This window comes from Deinococcus murrayi DSM 11303, assembly GCF_000482805.1.
Lineage (GTDB): Bacteria > Deinococcota > Deinococci > Deinococcales > Deinococcaceae > Deinococcus > Deinococcus murrayi.
The window spans coordinates 81,175-96,792 of record NZ_AXWT01000018.1 but is presented as its reverse complement, the minus strand read 5'-3'; the positions used below and the strand labels follow the sequence as shown (position 1 = coordinate 96,792).

Below are 15,618 nucleotides of genomic sequence, written 5' to 3'. Positions count from 1 at the left end.
ACCAACCAGAGTGGTCGTGCCCGCGGCCCAGGGGGAGGCCGGGCGCTCTTCGTGAGGGGAATCCTCCTGACGGCAGGGGCCGCGCTGCTAACGGGCTGTCAGTCGAACCAGTTCATCACGTTGGGCGACATGGCGTCGGCCTACAACCGTGAGATTTTCTGGATGAGCGTCTGGGCGATTGCCTTTTCGATCATCATCTTTGTTGGGGTGTCCTACGCGTTGTTTGCCACAGTGCGGCGCTTCCGCGAGGAGAACAACTCGGCGGAGCCAGCCCAGTTTCACGGCAACAACCGGCTGGAAGTTGTGCTGGTGGCAGTTCCGGTCCTGATTGTGATTGTGCTGAGCGTGCTCACGGTGCGTTCGATGGCGAGACTGAATCCCACCCCGGAAAACGCCACGGTGGTCTCGGCTCTCTCGCGGCAGTTCTGGTGGAACTTCAGCTACCCCAGCGCGACGGCGGCGGCGGGCGGCGTGGTGACCAACGGTAACGAGATGGTGATGCCCACCCGCAACCCGGTGGCGGTCACGATCACCTCCGGGGACGTGATGCATGCGTTCTGGGCACCCAACTTGGGCGGGCAGCGCAACGCGACCCCCGGCACGGAAAAGACCTGGCAGATTGACACCGACCGTCCCGGCGTCTACCAGGGCAACTGCTCGCTGCTGTGTGGGGCTTCTCACGCCAACATGCGCTTCAAGGTGATTGCGCTGGAGCCGGAGCGTTACAACACGTTCCTGCGGGTGGCCGCCGAGTACCGCGCCCCCACCCCCGCTCCCGGCAGCGCCGAGGAGCGCGGCTACCAGCTCTTTATGCAGGGCAAGCCCTCGACCGGGGCACTGGCCTGCGCCGCTTGCCACCGGGTGCAGGGCACCCCGGCCAACGGTGCAGCAGGGCCTGATCTGAGCTTCTTCGGCACCCGCCGCACGCTGGGCGCCGGGATGTGGGAAGGAGCCGAAGCCGAGCGGATGCTGATTCCCTGGCTGGCCAACAGCCCTGGCGTCAAGCCCGGCAGCCTGATGCCCCCCTACAACGGCGCGACCTACAAGGTCAACGGCCAAGTGCAAAAGGGCGGCGTGCTGACCGAGCAAGAACTGTCGGATATCGCGGCCTATCTGCGCAGCCTGCGCCTGCCGGAAGAGGCCGACTACTGGCGTGACTCGCCGGTGATTGGCAGCGCGGGGGATGCGGCCCCCAGAGGAGGGACCCAGTGACGGTACAACACGCGCCGCAGACCACGACCACCTCCGCTCGGCGGGGGGCGTGGGAGGTCATCAAGGATTACATGATGACCACCGATCACAAGAAGATCGGGCTGCTGTACATCTTCGTCTCGCTGCTTGCCTTTGCGATTGGGGGGTTGATGGCAGTGGGGATTCGCCTGCAGCTGGCACTCCCTGACCAAACCCTGCTGGTGGGCAACACCTACAACGAGGTCCTGACCGGGCACGCCGCCATCATGATTTTCTTCTTCCTGATTCCGATTGGCCTCTTCGGATTCGGGAACTACTTTCTGCCGCTGCAACTCGGCGTGCGGGATGTGGCGCTACCGCGACTGAACAACTTTGCAGTCTGGCTCTTTATTTTTAGCCTGATTTTGATTTTGACCGGGCTGTGGAACGGTGGCTTGCCGGGCGTCGGCTGGACCTTCTACTACCCCCTCTCGGTAGACGGCAACCAAACGGGCGTCAGCGTCTTTATGGTGGCGCTTATCCTCAACGGCTTGGGGTCGCTGCTGGGCAGCGCCAACTTTGCCGCGACCATCGTGAACCTGCGGGCACCGGGCATGAGCCTGTGGAAGATGCCCATTTTCGTCTGGAGCATCTTTGCGACCAGCATCCTTCAGCTCGTCAGTCTGAGCGGCCTGACGGCGGCTTCGCTGGCGACCTACCTCGAACTGAAGCTGGGCCTGTCGATGTTTAACCCCGGCATCGGCGGCACACCCATTCTCTTCACGCAGTTTTTCTGGTTCTACTCGCACCCCGCTGTGTACGTGATGCTGCTGCCCTACCTGGGCATCGCCGCCGAGGTTGCCTCGACCATGGCTCGCAAGCCGCTGTTCGGCTACCGGGTGATGGTGTACTCGCTGCTGGGCATCGTACTGGTCTCGCTGCTGGTGTGGGTCCACCATATCTTCGCAGTCGGCCTGCCCGAAGGATGGCAAATCGCTTTTGCCATCGCCACCCTGATCGTGGCGGTCCCCACCGGCGTCAAGATCTTCAACCTGATCGGCACCCTGTGGGGCGGGCGCATCATCATGAAGACGCCGACCTACTGGCTGGTGGGCTTCATCTTCAACTTCCTGATCGGCGGCATCACCGGCGTCAGCTTGGGCATGATTCCCTTTGACTATCAGGTCACCAACTCGTACTACATCGTCGCCCACTTCCACAACGTGATGATGTTCGGCACCGCGTTCCTGGCGATGGGCGGCCTGTACTACTGGTGGCCCAAGATGACCGGGCGCTTCCTCAGCGAGCGGCTCGGCATGTGGCACTTCTGGCTCTTTATGGTGGGGTCGTGGATGACCTTCCTGCCCCAGTACATCCTGGGGCTGCTGGGGATGCCCCGGCGCTACTACACCTACCCGGCGGGGAACTTCGCCTGGACCGAGCTGAACTTTATCTCGACGATGGGTGCCCTGATTTTGCTCGCGGGCGGCATCGTGATGGTCATCAACTTCTACCAGGGACTGCGCGGACCAAAGACGGCTTCCAACAACCCCTGGGGCGGTTACACCTTAGAGTGGACGGCGTCTAGCCCGCCCGCAGCCTACAACTTCGCCCACGAGTTCCCCCGAACTTTCCCGACCGAACGTCCCCTCTATGACTGGGAAAAGAGCGGGCAGACCCTGACGCCCGTTGACCCCAAGAGCATTCACCTGCCGCAGGACACCATCTGGCCCTTCATGACGGCCCTGTCGCTGCTCTTTATGGGCTATGGCCTGAGCTTCGGCTGGTTCACGAACTACACCCCGGCGGGTGGGCTGCGGGCCTTTTCGGAAGCGGGCTTGAGCTTCCAGATTGCCACGGTCATCCTGTACCTCTCGATTCCGTTCTTCTTCTACTCGCTTTTCAAGTGGGCGGGCACCCGTGAATATGCCGTGCCGGTCGAGCACCACCACCTGACCAAGTACGACAACGGCTTCATGGGGATGGCGTGGTTCATCATCTCGGAAGTGGGTCTGTTCGGGGTCCTTATCGCTGGGTACGTGTACTTGCGGCTGATTGGTGCCGCCGAGCCGCCCGCGCTGCGGCCCAACATCTGGCTGGCGGCCCTCAACACCCTGATTCTGGTCACCTCGTCCTTTGTGATTCATAAGGCCGAGCAAGACCACCACAAGGGCCGTTACACCTGGTTCCGGTTGGGGCTGCTGATTACCCTGATTCTGGGCGCCGTGTTCATGGTCTTCCAGGTCTACGAGTTCGTGCTCTTTGGCGTAGAGAGTGACTGGAAGCAGAATCTGTGGCAGGCGTGCTTCTTCATCATCGTGGGCCTGCACGGGCTGCACATCCTGATTGGCGGCACCGGCATCGCGCTGCCCTACTACCAGGCGCTGACCGGCAAGATGGACAAGTACAACCACGGCTCGCTGACGGCGGCCAGCCTGTACTGGCACCTGGTCGACGTGGTGTGGCTGCTCATCGTGGCGATTTTCTACGCGTGGTGAGGGAGCTTTCAGCCGCCAGTCGCCAGCGGCCAGCACAACAGGACTGAAGGGGTGGGGACGTGACGAGCGTCCCCGCCCTCTTTTTAGCTGGCGGCTGGCGACTTTCCTGGGACACGCGGCCCCCACCCTCGCCGCTAGCTTGGGCTGCGATGAAATGGCTCACCGCGGTGCTGTTGGTGGTGGCAGCGGTCCTGGGGGGGCTGCTGCTCTACCGGAACGTCTCCCCTTCCCTGGCCGGAGGAACCGCACTTGACACGCCAGTCGAGTTGCCTGCACTCCCACTGCTCAACGAGCGGGGCGAGCGCACCACCCTGAGTGCTTCGGATGGCCGAATGCGGCTGATGTTCTACGGCTTTGTGCGCTGCCCGGATGTCTGCCCAGCGACTCTGGCGAGCCTGGCGCGCATCTATGCCGACCTTCCAGAAGACCAGCGCCAGCGGGTGCAGGTGCAGTTCATCTCGGTGGACCCGGAGCACGACCGCCCGCAGGTGGTGCGCGATTACCTGGCCCGCTTTAATCCGGCCTTTTCGGGGCTGACGGGCGACACTGCCACCATCAACGAGGCCGCCCGCACGATGTTTGTGGGCATTCGCCACATCGAGCCGCAGCCTGCCGTGGATCACAGTGCCCATAGGGGCCACGGCTCCATGGGCCAGGAGGCCACTGCCACGCCCTCCGGCAACGGGGCCGCCAACGCCCAGCAGGTCGGCGCGGCAGCGGTGCAAGCGGCCCTCATTCACGGCGACCAAGTCAGCGTCATTGACCCTCAGGGACGCTTTGTGCGCGTGTACGCCAATGCAGAAGTGATTGACGGTACTCTCGCCGCCGACCTGCCGGGCCTGCTGCGGCAGTACGGCGGGTCGTGAAGGGGACTCAAGCCACGCCACCCGATTTCGCAAATAGCGTAATATGTCGGGCATGACCGAACCGCTCGACGCCGCGCTGCGGCCCAAGACGTTGGCCGAGTACGTGGGGCAAGCACGCCTCAAGGAGAAGCTCTCGGTGTACCTCCAGGCCGCCAAGGGCCGCCGCGAGGCGCTGGACCACACCCTCCTGTTCGGCCCGCCGGGCCTGGGCAAGACCACCCTGGCGCACATCATCGCGCACGAACTGGGGGTCAATATCCGAGTGACGTCGGGGCCGGCCATCGAGAAGCCGGGCGACCTCGCCGCCATCCTGACGAACAGCCTGGAGGAAGGCGACGTGCTGTTTATCGACGAGATTCACCGCCTGGGCCGGGTGGCCGAAGAGCACCTCTACCCGGCGATGGAAGATTTCAAGCTGGACATCGTCCTGGGCCAGGGTCCGGCAGCGCGGACGATTGAGCTGCCGCTGCCGCGCTTCACGCTGGTGGGGGCCACCACCCGGCCCGGCCTGATTACCGCGCCGATGCGGTCGCGCTTTGGCATCATCGAACATCTGGAGTACTACACCCCCCAGGAGATTGGCATCAACCTCCAGCGCGACGCCCGGCTGCTGGGCTTCGGGCTGACCGAGGAGGCCGCCGTCGAAATCGGGGCGCGGTCACGCGGCACCATGCGCATCGCCAAGCGCCTCTTGCGCCGGGTGCGCGATTACGCCGAGGTTGCGGGCGAGAACACCATCGAGCTGCCCCGCGCGATGGACGCGCTCGACCGCCTGGGCCTGGACTCGGCGGGCTTAGACGACCGTGACAAGAAGTACCTCGAAACCCTGATTCACCGCTTTGCGGGCGGCCCGGTGGGGGTGGACACCCTGGCGACCGCCATCTCGGAAGACGCTCTGACCCTGGAAGACGTATACGAGCCGTACCTCATCCAGCTCGGCTTTATCAAGCGCACGCCCCGTGGCCGCGTCGCCACGGCTCACGCCTACGACCACCTCGGCCTGCCGGTGGGTGGGCGCGACGAGGAGGGGCTGGGCCTGTACGCGAACTGAGGCGGTCAGCCATCAGCCATCAGCACAAGGCCCCAGCCAGAGCTAAGACGGAGGCCGCTGGTTGCTGGAAGCTGAGAGCTGAAAGCTATCCTCTTCCCATGTCCCCCCAGCAGGTGCAACTCTTCGGCCTGAAAAAGAGCGCCGCCACCCGCGCCGCCGAGCGCTTTTTCAAGGAGCGGCGGGTCAAGGTACAGTTTGTGGACCTGGGCACGCGGCCCATCGCCAAGGGCGAACTGGCCCGTTTTATCCAGAAGTTTGGGCTGAATGCCCTGCTTGACCGGGAGGGCAAGGCGTACGAGCGCTCCAATCTCGCCTACCTGCGCACGACCGAAGACGCCATCATCGCCCGCGTCATCGAGATGCCGGAGCTGCTGCGGCTGCCGCTGGTGCGCGGGGGCAAGGTCCTCACCGTGGGCGAGGACCCGGAGGGCTGGGCGCGGATGTTGGAGGGGTAAGCTCAGGTCAGACCAGCCCCCGCTCGCGCACCCGCTGCAGGGCTTCGGCAGGGGGCAAGGGCGGGGCGTAGAGGTACCCCTGGCCCAGGTCGCAGCCCAGCGCCCGCAGGTGCTCGGCGGTGGCCTCATCCTCGATGCCCTCGGCGACCACCCGCAGCCGCAGGCTCTGGCCCAGGGTGACCATCGCCTCCACAAAGGCAGCGTCCCGCGCCAGCTCGCGGACGAAAGAACGGTCAATCTTGAGGACGTGCACGGGAAGGTGCCGCAGTTGGCCCAGGCTGGAATACCCCATGCCGAAGTCGTCGAGGGCCACCCGCACCCCCAAGCGGCGCAGCTCCAGCAGCCGGGCGCGGGCTTGGTCGGGGTCAGCAACAACCGCGCTTTCGGTGAGTTCGAGCATCAGCGCGTCCGCAGGCAGCTCGGCTTCCTCCAGCGCAGCTTGCACGTCCGGCACAAAGTCGGCGGCGGCAAACTGGGTGGCCGAGACATTGACCGAGACGTACGCGCCCGCGAGCGGCCCGCGCCGCCACTCCGCCGCCCCGCGCAGCGCCTCGCGCAGCACCCAGCGCCCGATGCCGCCCATCATCTCGCGGGCCTCGGCCACGGGGATGAACTCGCTGGGAGGGACCCGGCCCAGGACGGGCGAATCCCAGCGCAGCAGCGCCTCAAAGCCCACCACCCCGCCGCCACGCAGGTCGACGAGGGGCTGAAGGAAAAGTTGAAACTCGCCGCGCTCCAGCGCCCCGCGCAGCAGCGTTTCGAGGCGCTGACGCGGCGCGTGGACCTGGTGCAAAGCCTCGTCGTACAAGCGCCAAGCATTGGTTTCCTCGGTTTTGGCGCGGTACATCGCAGCGTCGGCGCGGGCCAGGGCCTGCCGGGCGTCGGTGGCGTCGTGCGGCACGAGGGCCACGCCCACGCTCACGGTGACCGTCAGGGTTTCGGGGCCAACTTGCAGCGGCTGGGTCACTCGGTCCACCACCCGCGCCGCCAGCTCCGCGGCCTGCGCCGCACCCGCCACCTGCGGAAACACGAGCACGAACTCGTCGCCCCCAAAGCGCACCGGGAGTTCGCCCGCGGGCAGGACCCCCCGCAGCCGTGCGGCGACCTCGCGCAGCGCCGCGTCTCCCACCGCGTGCCCAAAGGATTCATTGATGGTCTTGAGGCGGTCGAGGTCTACAAACAGCACCGCCGCTGCGCCGCCAGCCCGCCGCGCCGCCGCCATCACGTCCGCGAGGTGCTCTTCGAGGCCCTCACGGTTGCGTGCCCCGGTCAGGGGGTCGTGCTCGGCGCGGTAGTGCAGAGCACACTGCAAGCGGGTGTTGTGCAGCAGCAGCAAAAACTGCCGCACCAGAAAAAGGCCCGCCGCGCTCCCCAGCAACACCGTCTCGACCGGGTCGGCCACCCCGGATTCAAAGTGCAGCAGCAGGGTCAGCGCCAGCGGCAACAGGAGCGCCCCCTGCGGCAGCAGCGCGGACCAGGGCCGGACCCGCACTGGAACCCACCCCTGGACGCGGCCCCGGCGGTCTTGCAGGGCCGCCGCACTCGCCATCAGCGCGGCCCCCAGCATCCAGCCCGCGTCGAGGAGGGTGCCTGACTCGTAGTTGCCGAGTTCCTGTTGCAGGGCGTAGCCCACATCGGCGAGCAAAAAGAGGCCCAGCCCCGCGATGAGCACCGCCAGCTCGCGGCCCCGCAAGTCGAGGGGACGCCACAGGGCCAGCACCGCCGCAAGCGAGCACAGCAGCAGGTCTCCCAGCGGGTAGGCCAGCGCCAGCACCAGCGCGACGGGACCTCCCGCGTAGGGGGCCAGGCCCATGAGGTAGCTGCTGAGGATGGGCCGCACACTGAGGTCCCACAGCACGTCGGCTACGACCAGCGTGAGCACCGCCGCGTCCAGCAGGATGCCCCAGGTTGTCAACAGCCCGCGTTCCGGGCGGCGCAGCGCGAGCAGCCCGGAAGCCACCAGCGGAATCAGCAGCAAAAACAGCAGGTCGGGCAGTCCCGGAAAGGGGTCTTTGCCCAGCAGCGCCCAGGACAGGAGGTAGGCCACCTGCCCCAGCCCCCAAGCGGCCAGCCCCTGCCCCAGCCGCTGCCAGGTCGGGGCGGCGGGGTTGTCGCGCCGTGCCCCCGCCCGCAGGGCTATCAGGGCCGCCAAGCCGAGGGCCGGCAGAAAAAACAGGTCACCCCACAGCTCCCGTGTGCCCGGTGGGGACGGTGCCCCCAGCAGCAGCCATCCCAGGTGGGCCAGCGCGACCCCCCACAGGAGCGCGGTCAGACCCTGCCGGGGGAGTGAGGCCCAGGCCAGCACTGCCGTCATGGCCCCCAGTGTAGAAGGCTGCCTCTGTAGGGCGTCTTACTCGTTTCCTCTGGCTTCCTCCCTCGGTGCCTCGCGCCGCTCGGAGGCCCCTTCAAGCCGGAAGCGGCTCTAAGCGCACCCGCGTGTTGTGGAAGGTGCTGCCGCCGCCGAGGTCCGTGAGCGTCTGAGCGGTCACGGCGTTGATGCTCTCGCCGTCGGGCGCGCAGAGGCCCCACCACGTCCCCTCCACGACGGCCACGCCGGGCTGGGTGGCGTCCGTCACCTTGACTCGGCGGCGTACCTGCCCGACCTCGCTGAGGATGCGGGCATACCCGCCGTCCAGCAGCCCGTACCCCTCGGCATCCGCCGGGTGCACGAGGACCTGCGGTTCGCCCCCCTCGGCCCGGTTGAGGTGGGCCAGGTTGCCGTAGGTCGAGTTCAGAAAGTGGTGCGCGGGCGGCGTGAGCAGCCGCAGCGGGTACTCGGCATTCAACGCCGCCCGCACGGGCTGATACCTCGGCGCGGGCGAAAGCTGCACCTTGCCGCTGGGGGTGTCCGCCCCCTGGGCATAGGGGAGGAAGCCTTCTGGGATATTCAGCCGCACGGTCCCCTCGGCCTTCAGCCGCTCCGGGGTGATGCCCGCGAGAAAGGGATGGTCCGTGCTTAGGACTTCCGCGAGCAGGTCGTCCACCGTCCAGTACACGCTGGGTTCGGTCACGCCGAGGCGGCGGGCGAGTTGCCCGAACACCCAGGAGTTGGGCCGGGCCTCGCCGGGGGCCTCCAGCTCGGCCCGGTTGTAGCTCAGCCAATGGTGGCCATAGCTCGTGTAGATGTCGGAGTGCTCCATAAAGGTCGTCGCGGGGAGCACGTAGTCGGCGAGCCGCGCCGTCTCGGTCATTGCCTGTTCCAGCACCACGACGAGGAGGTCGTCGCGCATCAACCCCGCCCGTACCCGCGCGGAGTCGGGGGCCACCACCGCTGGGTTGCAGTTGTAAATCACGGCGGCCCCGAAGCCCGCCTCCGGCGCGAGGGCCTGGGCCAGCTCATTCATGTTGACGTGGGGCACCCCCTCCCGAACGAGGTGTGCCCCCCCCAGCCGGGTGCGGTTGAGGGCGAACGCCCCGCTCGTGCTCAGGCACACGCCCCCGCCCCGCTGCCGCCAGTCGCCCGTGAGCGCCGGGATGAGGGTGACGGCCCGCAGCGCCGTGCCGCCGTTCTCATGGCGGGTCATGCCGTACCCGACCCGGATGTAGGTGGGGCGGGTGGTGCCGATGGCCTGGGCAAGGTCGCGCACCTCCTCGGCGCTCAGGCCGGTGACCTCCGCCGTGCGTTCGGGGGTCCACTCGTGGGCGGCCGCCCGCAGATCCTCCACCCCGGTCGTCGCCTCCGTGATGTACGCCTCGTCCGTCCAGCCGTGGGCAAAGAGTTCGTGCATCACGCCCAGCGCGAGGGCGGCGTCGGTGCCGGGCCTCAGCTTGAGGTGGGTGTCGGCATAGGCCGAGGTGCGGTTGCGGTAGGGGTCCACGTGGATGATGCGGGCACCCGCCTTGCGGGCCGCCGTCATCTGCGGGGTGAGGTGGCTGTGGGTGCTCAGGGAGTTGATGCCCCACAGCACGATGAGGCGAGCGCGGGGCACGTCCAAGGGGTCTACCGTCAGGCGCGAGCCGTAGCCCATGGCCCAGGCTGCCGTGCCCGCCGTCGCACAAATCGTCTCGTCGAGTTCGGGGGTGCCCAGCGCTCGCCACAGCGTGTGGGCGTGGGCGTTTTCCATCAGGCCCATCGTGCCCGCGTAGTGGTAGCGCAAGATGCTCTGGGGGCCACGGGTCTCCAGCAGCTCACGCAGCCGAGCGGCGATGTCGTCCAGCGCCTCATCCCAGCTCACCCGCTCGAAGCGGGGTTCGGGGTCGGTTTTGGGATTGACCCGGCGCAGGGGAAAGAGGGGGCGGTCGGGGTGATTCTGCCGCGCTGGGTAGTGAACGGTCTTGACGCAGGCAAAGCCCTTGGTGTAGGGATGCGCCGCGTCGCCGGTGAGCTTGACCGCCCGCTCGCGCCCGTCCTTGCCGCGCTCCAGGGTGACCCGCAGGCGGCAGGCGTCGGGGCAGTCGAGGGGACAGGTGAGCAGTACGTCACGGGTCAGGGCGGGGGCAGCCATGGGGCGAGTCTACGTCCGGCGGGCGGGGGGAACCGCGACGGAGGTGGCCCACACCGCAACCCGCCATCCGGTGCCCCCCAGCGGGGCGGGATAGACTGGCCTCCATGATTGGAAAGACCTACACCACGGTGCTCGGCGGGCGCGAACTGAGCATCGAGACGGGCCGGCTGGCCAAACTCGCCAGCGGCAGCGTCACGCTGCGCTACGGCGACACCCTGCTGCTCGTGACCGCGCAGGCCCGCGAGGAAAAGAGCACCCTCGACTTCCTGCCGCTCACCGTCGAGTTCGAAGAGCGGCACTACGCGGTCGGCAAGATTCCGGGGTCCTTTCACCGCCGGGAAGGGCGGCCCGGCGAGCGGGCGATTCTCTCGGCCCGCATCACCGACCGCCAGATTCGGCCCCTCTTTCCCAAGGGGTACCGCCACGAGACGCAGGTCATCATCACCGTGCTCTCGGCGGACCAGCAAAACCTCCCCGACGTGCTCGGCCCCATCGGGGCGTCGGCGGCCCTGAGCATCAGCGACATTCCCTGGCAGGGGCCGACCGCCTGCGTGCGGGTGGGCCTCGTGGACGGGCAATACGTCCTCAACCCCACCGCCGACCAACTCACGCGCTCTCGTCTCGACCTCGTCGTCGCGGGCACCAAGGACGCCGTGATGATGGTGGAAGCCGGGGCGCAGATTGTGGACGAGGAAACGATGGTGGGGGCCATCGAGTTCGCCCACGCGGAGATGCAGGGGGTGCTCGACCTTATCGCGCAGATGCGGGCCGAGCTGGGCCGCGAGAAGTTCAACTTCCTCGCCGACGGTGACCTCGCCACCGACCTGGTGCCCGAACTGGCCGAGGCCGCGCGGGCAGCAGGCCTACGCGACGCCCTCCTCACAGTCAAGAAAAAGGACCGGGCGGCCAACCTGGGGGCGTTGCGTGACCGCCTGATTCAGGACCGCATGATGGAGGGCGAGGTCGAGGGGGCCGAGGAACGCATCGTGGCCCTCAAAGCCGCCTTTGGCAAGGTGGAAAAGCAGGAGCTGCGCCGCCTGATTCTGCAAGAGGACCTGCGGGCCGATGGCCGCAACTCCAAGACCGTGCGCCCCATCTGGATTGAGGCCCGGCCCCTTCCCCGCGCCCACGGCAGCGCCATCTTCACCCGCGGCGAAACCCAGGTGCTGGGGGTTGCCACCCTGGGCACCGAGCGCGACGAGATTCTGGTCGACGACCTCACCACCGAGGAAAACGATAAGTTCCTGCTGCATTACAACTTCCCGCCCTACTCCACCGGTGAGGTCAAGCGCATGGGCGGGCAGTCGCGGCGCGAGGTCGGGCACGGCCACCTCGCCAAGCGGGCACTGCGGGCGGTCTTGCCTTCTTTTGAGGAGTTCCCCTACGTGCTGCGGGTGGTCGGCGAGGTGCTGGAGTCCAACGGGTCGAGCAGCATGGCGACCGTCTGCGCCGGGACCCTCGCCCTGATGGATGCGGGCGTGCCCCTCAAGGCCCCCGTCGCGGGCGTGGCGATGGGCCTCGTCATCGAGGACGGCCAATACCGCATCCTCACGGACATCCTGGGCCTGGAAGACGCGCTCGGCGACATGGACTTTAAGGTGTGCGGCACCGCCGAAGGGGTCACGGCCCTCCAGATGGACATCAAGGTGAGCGGCATCACCCCCGCCATCATGCGTGAGGCGCTGGCCCAGGCCCGCGAGGCGCGGCTGCACATCCTGAGCAAGATGGCCGAGGTGCTGCCCGCGCCCCGGCCTGAGCTGTCGCCCACCGCCCCGCGCATCCTCAGCCTCCGCATCAACCCCGAACTCATCGGCAAGGTCATCGGTCCCGGCGGCAAGCAGATTCGTGAACTGGAAGCGATGGGAGCGCAGATTACGGTGGAGGAGGACGGCTCGGTCCGCATCTTCTCTGCCGACAGCGCCGCCGCCGAAGCGGTCCGCGCCCGCATCGAGGCCCTCACCCGCGAGGCGAAGGTGGGCGAAGAGTACGAGGGCACCGTGGTCAAGACCGCTCCCTTCGGGGCCTTTATCAACCTCTTCCCCGGCCAAGACGGGATGCTGCACATCTCGCAGATGAGCGAGGAGCGCATCAACGCCGTCGAGGACGTGCTCAACGTCGGCGACAAGCTGCGGGTCAAGATTGCCAACATCGACGAGCGGGGCAAGATTGACCTCATCCGCCCCGAACTCGAAGGCAAGATTGCCCCCCGTGAACCCCGCCCCGCTCGCGCGGGCGGCGACCGGGGAGGGCGTCCGCCCCGCCGGGACTGACTTTCTTCATGTCCGGGGCCGCCTCTGTGGCCGGGAGGGGCGGCCCCTTCCTATTCCCGTGCCGTTCTATTCCCGTGCCGTGAACACCGCCAGCGCCGCCGCCGCGAGTGCCCCCACGGCACCCGTCACCAACGGGCCGTCCTGATGGTCCAGAAACGCCCCCACCGTCAGCGCCAGCCCCAGCACGCTCGCGCCCAGGGTCAGCGCCAGCATCCAGCCCAGTGGCAGCGGCGAGGTGGCCGCCGAGACGCGGGTGCCCCAGCCGTAGCCCGCCAGAATCAGCAGCAAAGTGCCCAGCCAGCCCATCACGGCCAAATCATACGCCCCGGCGCTAGAATCCGGCCCATGCGTCCCGCCTATCTCACCGCCGCCCGTCACCTGCAACTGGGACGCGAGTGGGCGGTTGAGGGCGACCAAGAGCAGGCCATCGGGGCCTACGAAGAAGCGCTGCGGCTGCTGCGCTCGCTGCCGCCAGAGCGCACCCGCGACGTGCTGCTCGCCCACACCCACCTCGCCTACTACCAGACGCTGGCCCTGCTGGGCGACGACGCTGGGCAAGAACACCTGCACCTCGGCGTCAGCTACGCCCGCTCCACCCGCGACCCCCTGGCCCGCGCCATCGCCGAGGAGTGCCTGCGGGGGCTGGAGGCGGTGTTGTAAGCGTTGGAAGCGGCCAGCCACCAGCTTCCAGCTCCAGTCCAGAAGCCCCAGCGAAGGCCGGGGCTTCTTTGTTGGGGTTGCTGGCAGCTGGCGGCTGGAAGCTGGCCGCTCTCTTAAATCCCGCCCGGCAGCTGAAGCTGGCCCGTCGTGCGGTTTTGCGCCTTGTTGTGGGTGCACTCAAAGGGCAGTTGACCCAGCGGCACGCCCCGGCCATCGACCTGGATGTTGGCGGGCACGTTGAGGGTCCAGCCGCCGCCCTGAGCGGTCTGCACGCTGCCCACGAGGTCGGCAGGTTCGGCGGCTATCTGGGCGGTGAGGCGCTGTCCGGCCCGCAGTTGGCCGCTTTGCTGCAAGAGGCCCTGGAGAGAAGCGAGCTGCTCGTCTTCGGCGAGCTGCTCTTTGCAGGCTTCCAGGAACTTGAACTTGCTGATGCCGTTCGCCTCGCGGTCACTGACGTAGGGATTGGCACGGATGGTCAGGGCAGTCACGAAGCCCAGCAGCAACACGCTGAGCAAAATGGCGACCCAGAGCAGGGTGCGGCCCAGGTTGCCGTGGCGCTTGGAGGAGGTCAGCTCGCTCATGTCCCCCGCAGCATAGCGTGCCGGGGGGGCCACCCTTCCGTCAGTCCGCTACCACTCCGGGGCCAGCCGGGTCAGGCCCCCCTCCCCCACCCGCCGCAGGGCCGCCGCGGCCTCTTCTCCCGTGACCGGATGCCGCAGCTCCGGCGCGAGGTCCGCCAGCGGCGCGAGCACAAAGGCCCGCTCCCAGGCGCGGGGATGCGGCAGGGTGAGGCCCGGCGTGTCCCACACCTCCTCCCCGTAGAGCAGCAGGTCGAGGTCGAGGGGACGGGCCGCCCAGCGTTCGCGGCGCTCGCGGCCCGCCGCCGCCTCCAGCGCGTGCAGCGCCGCGAGGAGGGCGGGGGGAGGCAGGTCTGTGTCCAGGCGCACGGCGGCATTGAGGTAGTCGGGCTGTCCGGGCGGGCCGCCCACCGGGACCGTGCGGTAGAGGGCACTCGTTCCGGTCACGCGGCCCAGCCGCCGCAGTTCCCCCCTGGCCCAACGCAGGGCCGCGAGGGGGTCTCCCAGGTTGGCTCCCAGGGCCACATAGGCCGCCGTCATGCGCCGCGCCGCAGGGTCAGCTCGGCATACACGTCGCGGAAGACACCGGGCAGGGGGGCAAAGGGCTTGTGCACGCGCACGGTGACCGCCTCCAGCCGCCCGTGTTCGCGCAGCAGTCGCTGAGCGATGCGGTCGGCGAGCACCTCGATGAGGCGGTAGCGCTTGCCCGTCACTTCCTCGCGGATGGAGGCGTAGACAGCGGCATAGTTCACGGCTGCCGCGAGGTCGTCGGGCAGGCCCGCAAAGTTCCAGTGCAGCTCCGCATCCACCACGAACCGGGCACCCAGCGCCGCTTCGGCCTCAAAGACGCCGTGCCGGGCGTGAAACTCCAGTCCCTCCAGAACGACGCGGCTCATGCGGGCGATTGTAGCGGGGCCGCGCCGGGGGGACTCTCCAGCGCTGCTTGGACCCGCAGCGCCTGCACGTGCTCGGCAACCGCGTGCACCCGCACCAGCGCCGCCCCCTGCCGCGCCGCGTGGAGGTGCAGGGCCACCGAGCCGGGGTCCCGCTGCGCCGGGTCCGGCACGTCCGCGAGGCGGCCCACCAGCCCCTTGCGGCTTGCGCCCACCAAGACGGGCCATTCCCCCGCTGTCAGGTCCGGCAGCGCCCGCAGCAGCGCGAGATTGTGTTCCAGCGTCTTGCCGAAGCCCAAGCCAGGGTCAAGCAGCACGGCGGGCACCCCCGCCCCCCGCACCCGCTCTGCCTGCGCCCGCAAGAAGCCGTGAACCTCGGCCACCACGTCGGCATAGTGCGGCGCGTCTTGCATGGTGCGCGGCTCGCCCTGCATGTGCATCACGCAGGCGGGCGCTCCGGCCCCGGCACAGACCTGCACCATCTGCGGGTCGCGCAGCCCCGACACGTCGTTGACAAGGTGCGCTCCGGCCTCCAGCGCCGCCCGCGCCACCTCCGGCTTGCGGGTATCCACGCTCAGCAGGACCCCCTCGCCCACCAGCGCCCGCAGCACCGGGCGCACCCGGTCCAGCTCGACCTCGGCGGGCACTGGCTCCGCGCCGGGCCGGGTGCTCTCGCCGCCCACGTCAATGATGAGCGCCCCCGCGTCCCGCAGGGCACGGGCCTGAGTCAGG

At 68.1% G+C, this 15,618-nt stretch carries 14 protein-coding genes (1 of these 14 only partly in view); 7 read left to right on the top strand and 7 right to left on the bottom strand.

Annotated elements, in window-relative coordinates; all coding sequences use genetic code 11:
• The first annotated feature begins 60 nt into the window (after positions 1–60).
• From coxB to H565_RS0103830, 5 genes are all read left to right on the top strand, one after another.
• Positions 61–1,212 carry a cytochrome c oxidase subunit II gene (gene coxB, locus H565_RS0103850; protein WP_034406714.1) on the top strand — a complete coding sequence of 384 codons (1,152 nt, stop codon included), beginning with the start codon at positions 61–63 and terminating at the stop codon, positions 1,210–1,212.
• The gene (locus H565_RS0103845) at positions 1,209–3,668 is read left to right on the top strand and encodes a cbb3-type cytochrome c oxidase subunit I (RefSeq protein ID WP_027459878.1); all 2,460 of its coding nucleotides are present in this window, start codon (positions 1,209–1,211) and stop codon (positions 3,666–3,668) included. The genes coxB and H565_RS0103845 overlap by 4 nt, the downstream gene beginning before the upstream one ends.
• Before the next feature lie 149 nt (positions 3,669–3,817).
• Entirely contained in the window at positions 3,818–4,534 is a 717-nt protein-coding gene (locus H565_RS0103840; RefSeq protein ID WP_027459877.1) for an SCO family protein, read from the top strand.
• Between the two features lie 52 nt (positions 4,535–4,586).
• Positions 4,587–5,585, top strand: a complete 999-nt coding sequence (gene ruvB / locus H565_RS0103835; RefSeq protein ID WP_027459876.1) for a Holliday junction branch migration DNA helicase RuvB — start codon at positions 4,587–4,589, stop codon at positions 5,583–5,585.
• Positions 5,586–5,683: 98 nt separating this feature from the next.
• Positions 5,684–6,040, top strand: coding sequence for an ArsC/Spx/MgsR family protein (locus H565_RS0103830; protein WP_027459875.1), 357 nt, complete (start codon positions 5,684–5,686; stop codon positions 6,038–6,040).
• A 7-nt stretch (positions 6,041–6,047) separates the two neighbouring features.
• Here the strand turns inward: H565_RS0103830 and H565_RS15660 are convergent, their stop codons facing one another.
• Both H565_RS15660 and H565_RS0103820 read right to left on the bottom strand, forming a co-directional pair.
• The gene (locus tag H565_RS15660; RefSeq protein ID WP_051363396.1) at positions 6,048–8,354 is read right to left on the bottom strand and encodes a putative bifunctional diguanylate cyclase/phosphodiesterase; all 2,307 of its coding nucleotides are present in this window, start codon (positions 8,352–8,354) and stop codon (positions 6,048–6,050) included.
• 91 nt (positions 8,355–8,445) lie between these two features.
• Complete coding sequence (locus tag H565_RS0103820; RefSeq protein ID WP_027459874.1) at positions 8,446–10,485, bottom strand: molybdopterin oxidoreductase family protein; 2,040 nt, start codon at positions 10,483–10,485, stop codon at positions 8,446–8,448.
• A gap of 104 nt (positions 10,486–10,589) precedes the next feature.
• Here H565_RS0103820 and pnp point away from each other — a divergent pair, with 104 nt between their 5' ends.
• Positions 10,590–12,755, top strand: coding sequence for a polyribonucleotide nucleotidyltransferase (gene pnp, locus H565_RS0103815; protein WP_027459873.1), 2,166 nt, complete (start codon positions 10,590–10,592; stop codon positions 12,753–12,755).
• Between the two features lie 66 nt (positions 12,756–12,821).
• On the opposite strand, the gene H565_RS0103810 is transcribed toward pnp, so the two are convergent.
• Positions 12,822–13,064: a hypothetical protein gene (locus H565_RS0103810; protein ID WP_034408264.1), complete on the bottom strand. Its 243-nt coding sequence runs from the start codon at positions 13,062–13,064 to the stop codon at positions 12,822–12,824.
• Positions 13,065–13,100: 36 nt separating this feature from the next.
• Between H565_RS0103810 and H565_RS0103805 the strand changes: the two genes are divergently transcribed.
• Entirely contained in the window at positions 13,101–13,415 is a 315-nt protein-coding gene (locus tag H565_RS0103805) for a hypothetical protein (RefSeq protein ID WP_027459871.1), read from the top strand.
• Between the two features lie 113 nt (positions 13,416–13,528).
• Here the strand turns inward: H565_RS0103805 and H565_RS0103800 are convergent, their stop codons facing one another.
• The 4 genes in view from H565_RS0103800 to folP are tightly spaced (at most 48 nt apart) and all read right to left on the bottom strand, a layout consistent with a single transcriptional unit that may run on beyond the window.
• On the bottom strand, positions 13,529–13,996 hold the full coding sequence (locus tag H565_RS0103800; protein ID WP_027459870.1) for a hypothetical protein: 468 nt from the start codon (positions 13,994–13,996) through the stop codon (positions 13,529–13,531).
• A 48-nt stretch (positions 13,997–14,044) separates the two neighbouring features.
• Positions 14,045–14,533, bottom strand: coding sequence for a 2-amino-4-hydroxy-6-hydroxymethyldihydropteridine diphosphokinase (folK, locus tag H565_RS0103795; RefSeq protein WP_027459869.1), 489 nt, complete (start codon positions 14,531–14,533; stop codon positions 14,045–14,047).
• A complete protein-coding gene (folB, locus tag H565_RS0103790; RefSeq protein ID WP_027459868.1) occupies positions 14,530–14,889 on the bottom strand; it encodes a dihydroneopterin aldolase in 360 nt (119 codons plus the stop codon). Before folB ends, folK begins: the two co-directional genes overlap by 4 nt.
• Positions 14,886–15,618 carry the 3' portion of a dihydropteroate synthase gene (gene folP / locus H565_RS0103785; protein ID WP_034408261.1) on the bottom strand. 185 nt of this gene lie beyond the right edge of the window, so the window shows 733 of its 918 coding nt (coding positions 186–918); its start codon lies beyond the right edge, outside the window; the stop codon is at positions 14,886–14,888. Before folP ends, folB begins: the two co-directional genes overlap by 4 nt.

Coding starts and splice junctions, on each gene's coding strand:
- H565_RS15660 (WP_051363396.1), bottom strand. CDS start 8,354: ATGACGGCAGTGCTGGCCTGGGCCTCACTCCCCCGGCAGGGTCTGACC.
- ruvB (WP_027459876.1), top strand. CDS start 4,587: ATGACCGAACCGCTCGACGCCGCGCTGCGGCCCAAGACGTTGGCCGAG.
- folB (WP_027459868.1), bottom strand. CDS start 14,889: ATGAGCCGCGTCGTTCTGGAGGGACTGGAGTTTCACGCCCGGCACGGC.
- H565_RS0103805 (WP_027459871.1), top strand. CDS start 13,101: ATGCGTCCCGCCTATCTCACCGCCGCCCGTCACCTGCAACTGGGACGC.
- pnp (WP_027459873.1), top strand. CDS start 10,590: ATGATTGGAAAGACCTACACCACGGTGCTCGGCGGGCGCGAACTGAGC.
- folK (WP_027459869.1), bottom strand. CDS start 14,533: ATGACGGCGGCCTATGTGGCCCTGGGAGCCAACCTGGGAGACCCCCTC.
- H565_RS0103800 (WP_027459870.1), bottom strand. CDS start 13,996: ATGAGCGAGCTGACCTCCTCCAAGCGCCACGGCAACCTGGGCCGCACC.
- H565_RS0103830 (WP_027459875.1), top strand. CDS start 5,684: ATGTCCCCCCAGCAGGTGCAACTCTTCGGCCTGAAAAAGAGCGCCGCC.
- H565_RS0103840 (WP_027459877.1), top strand. CDS start 3,818: ATGAAATGGCTCACCGCGGTGCTGTTGGTGGTGGCAGCGGTCCTGGGG.
- H565_RS0103820 (WP_027459874.1), bottom strand. CDS start 10,485: ATGGCTGCCCCCGCCCTGACCCGTGACGTACTGCTCACCTGTCCCCTC.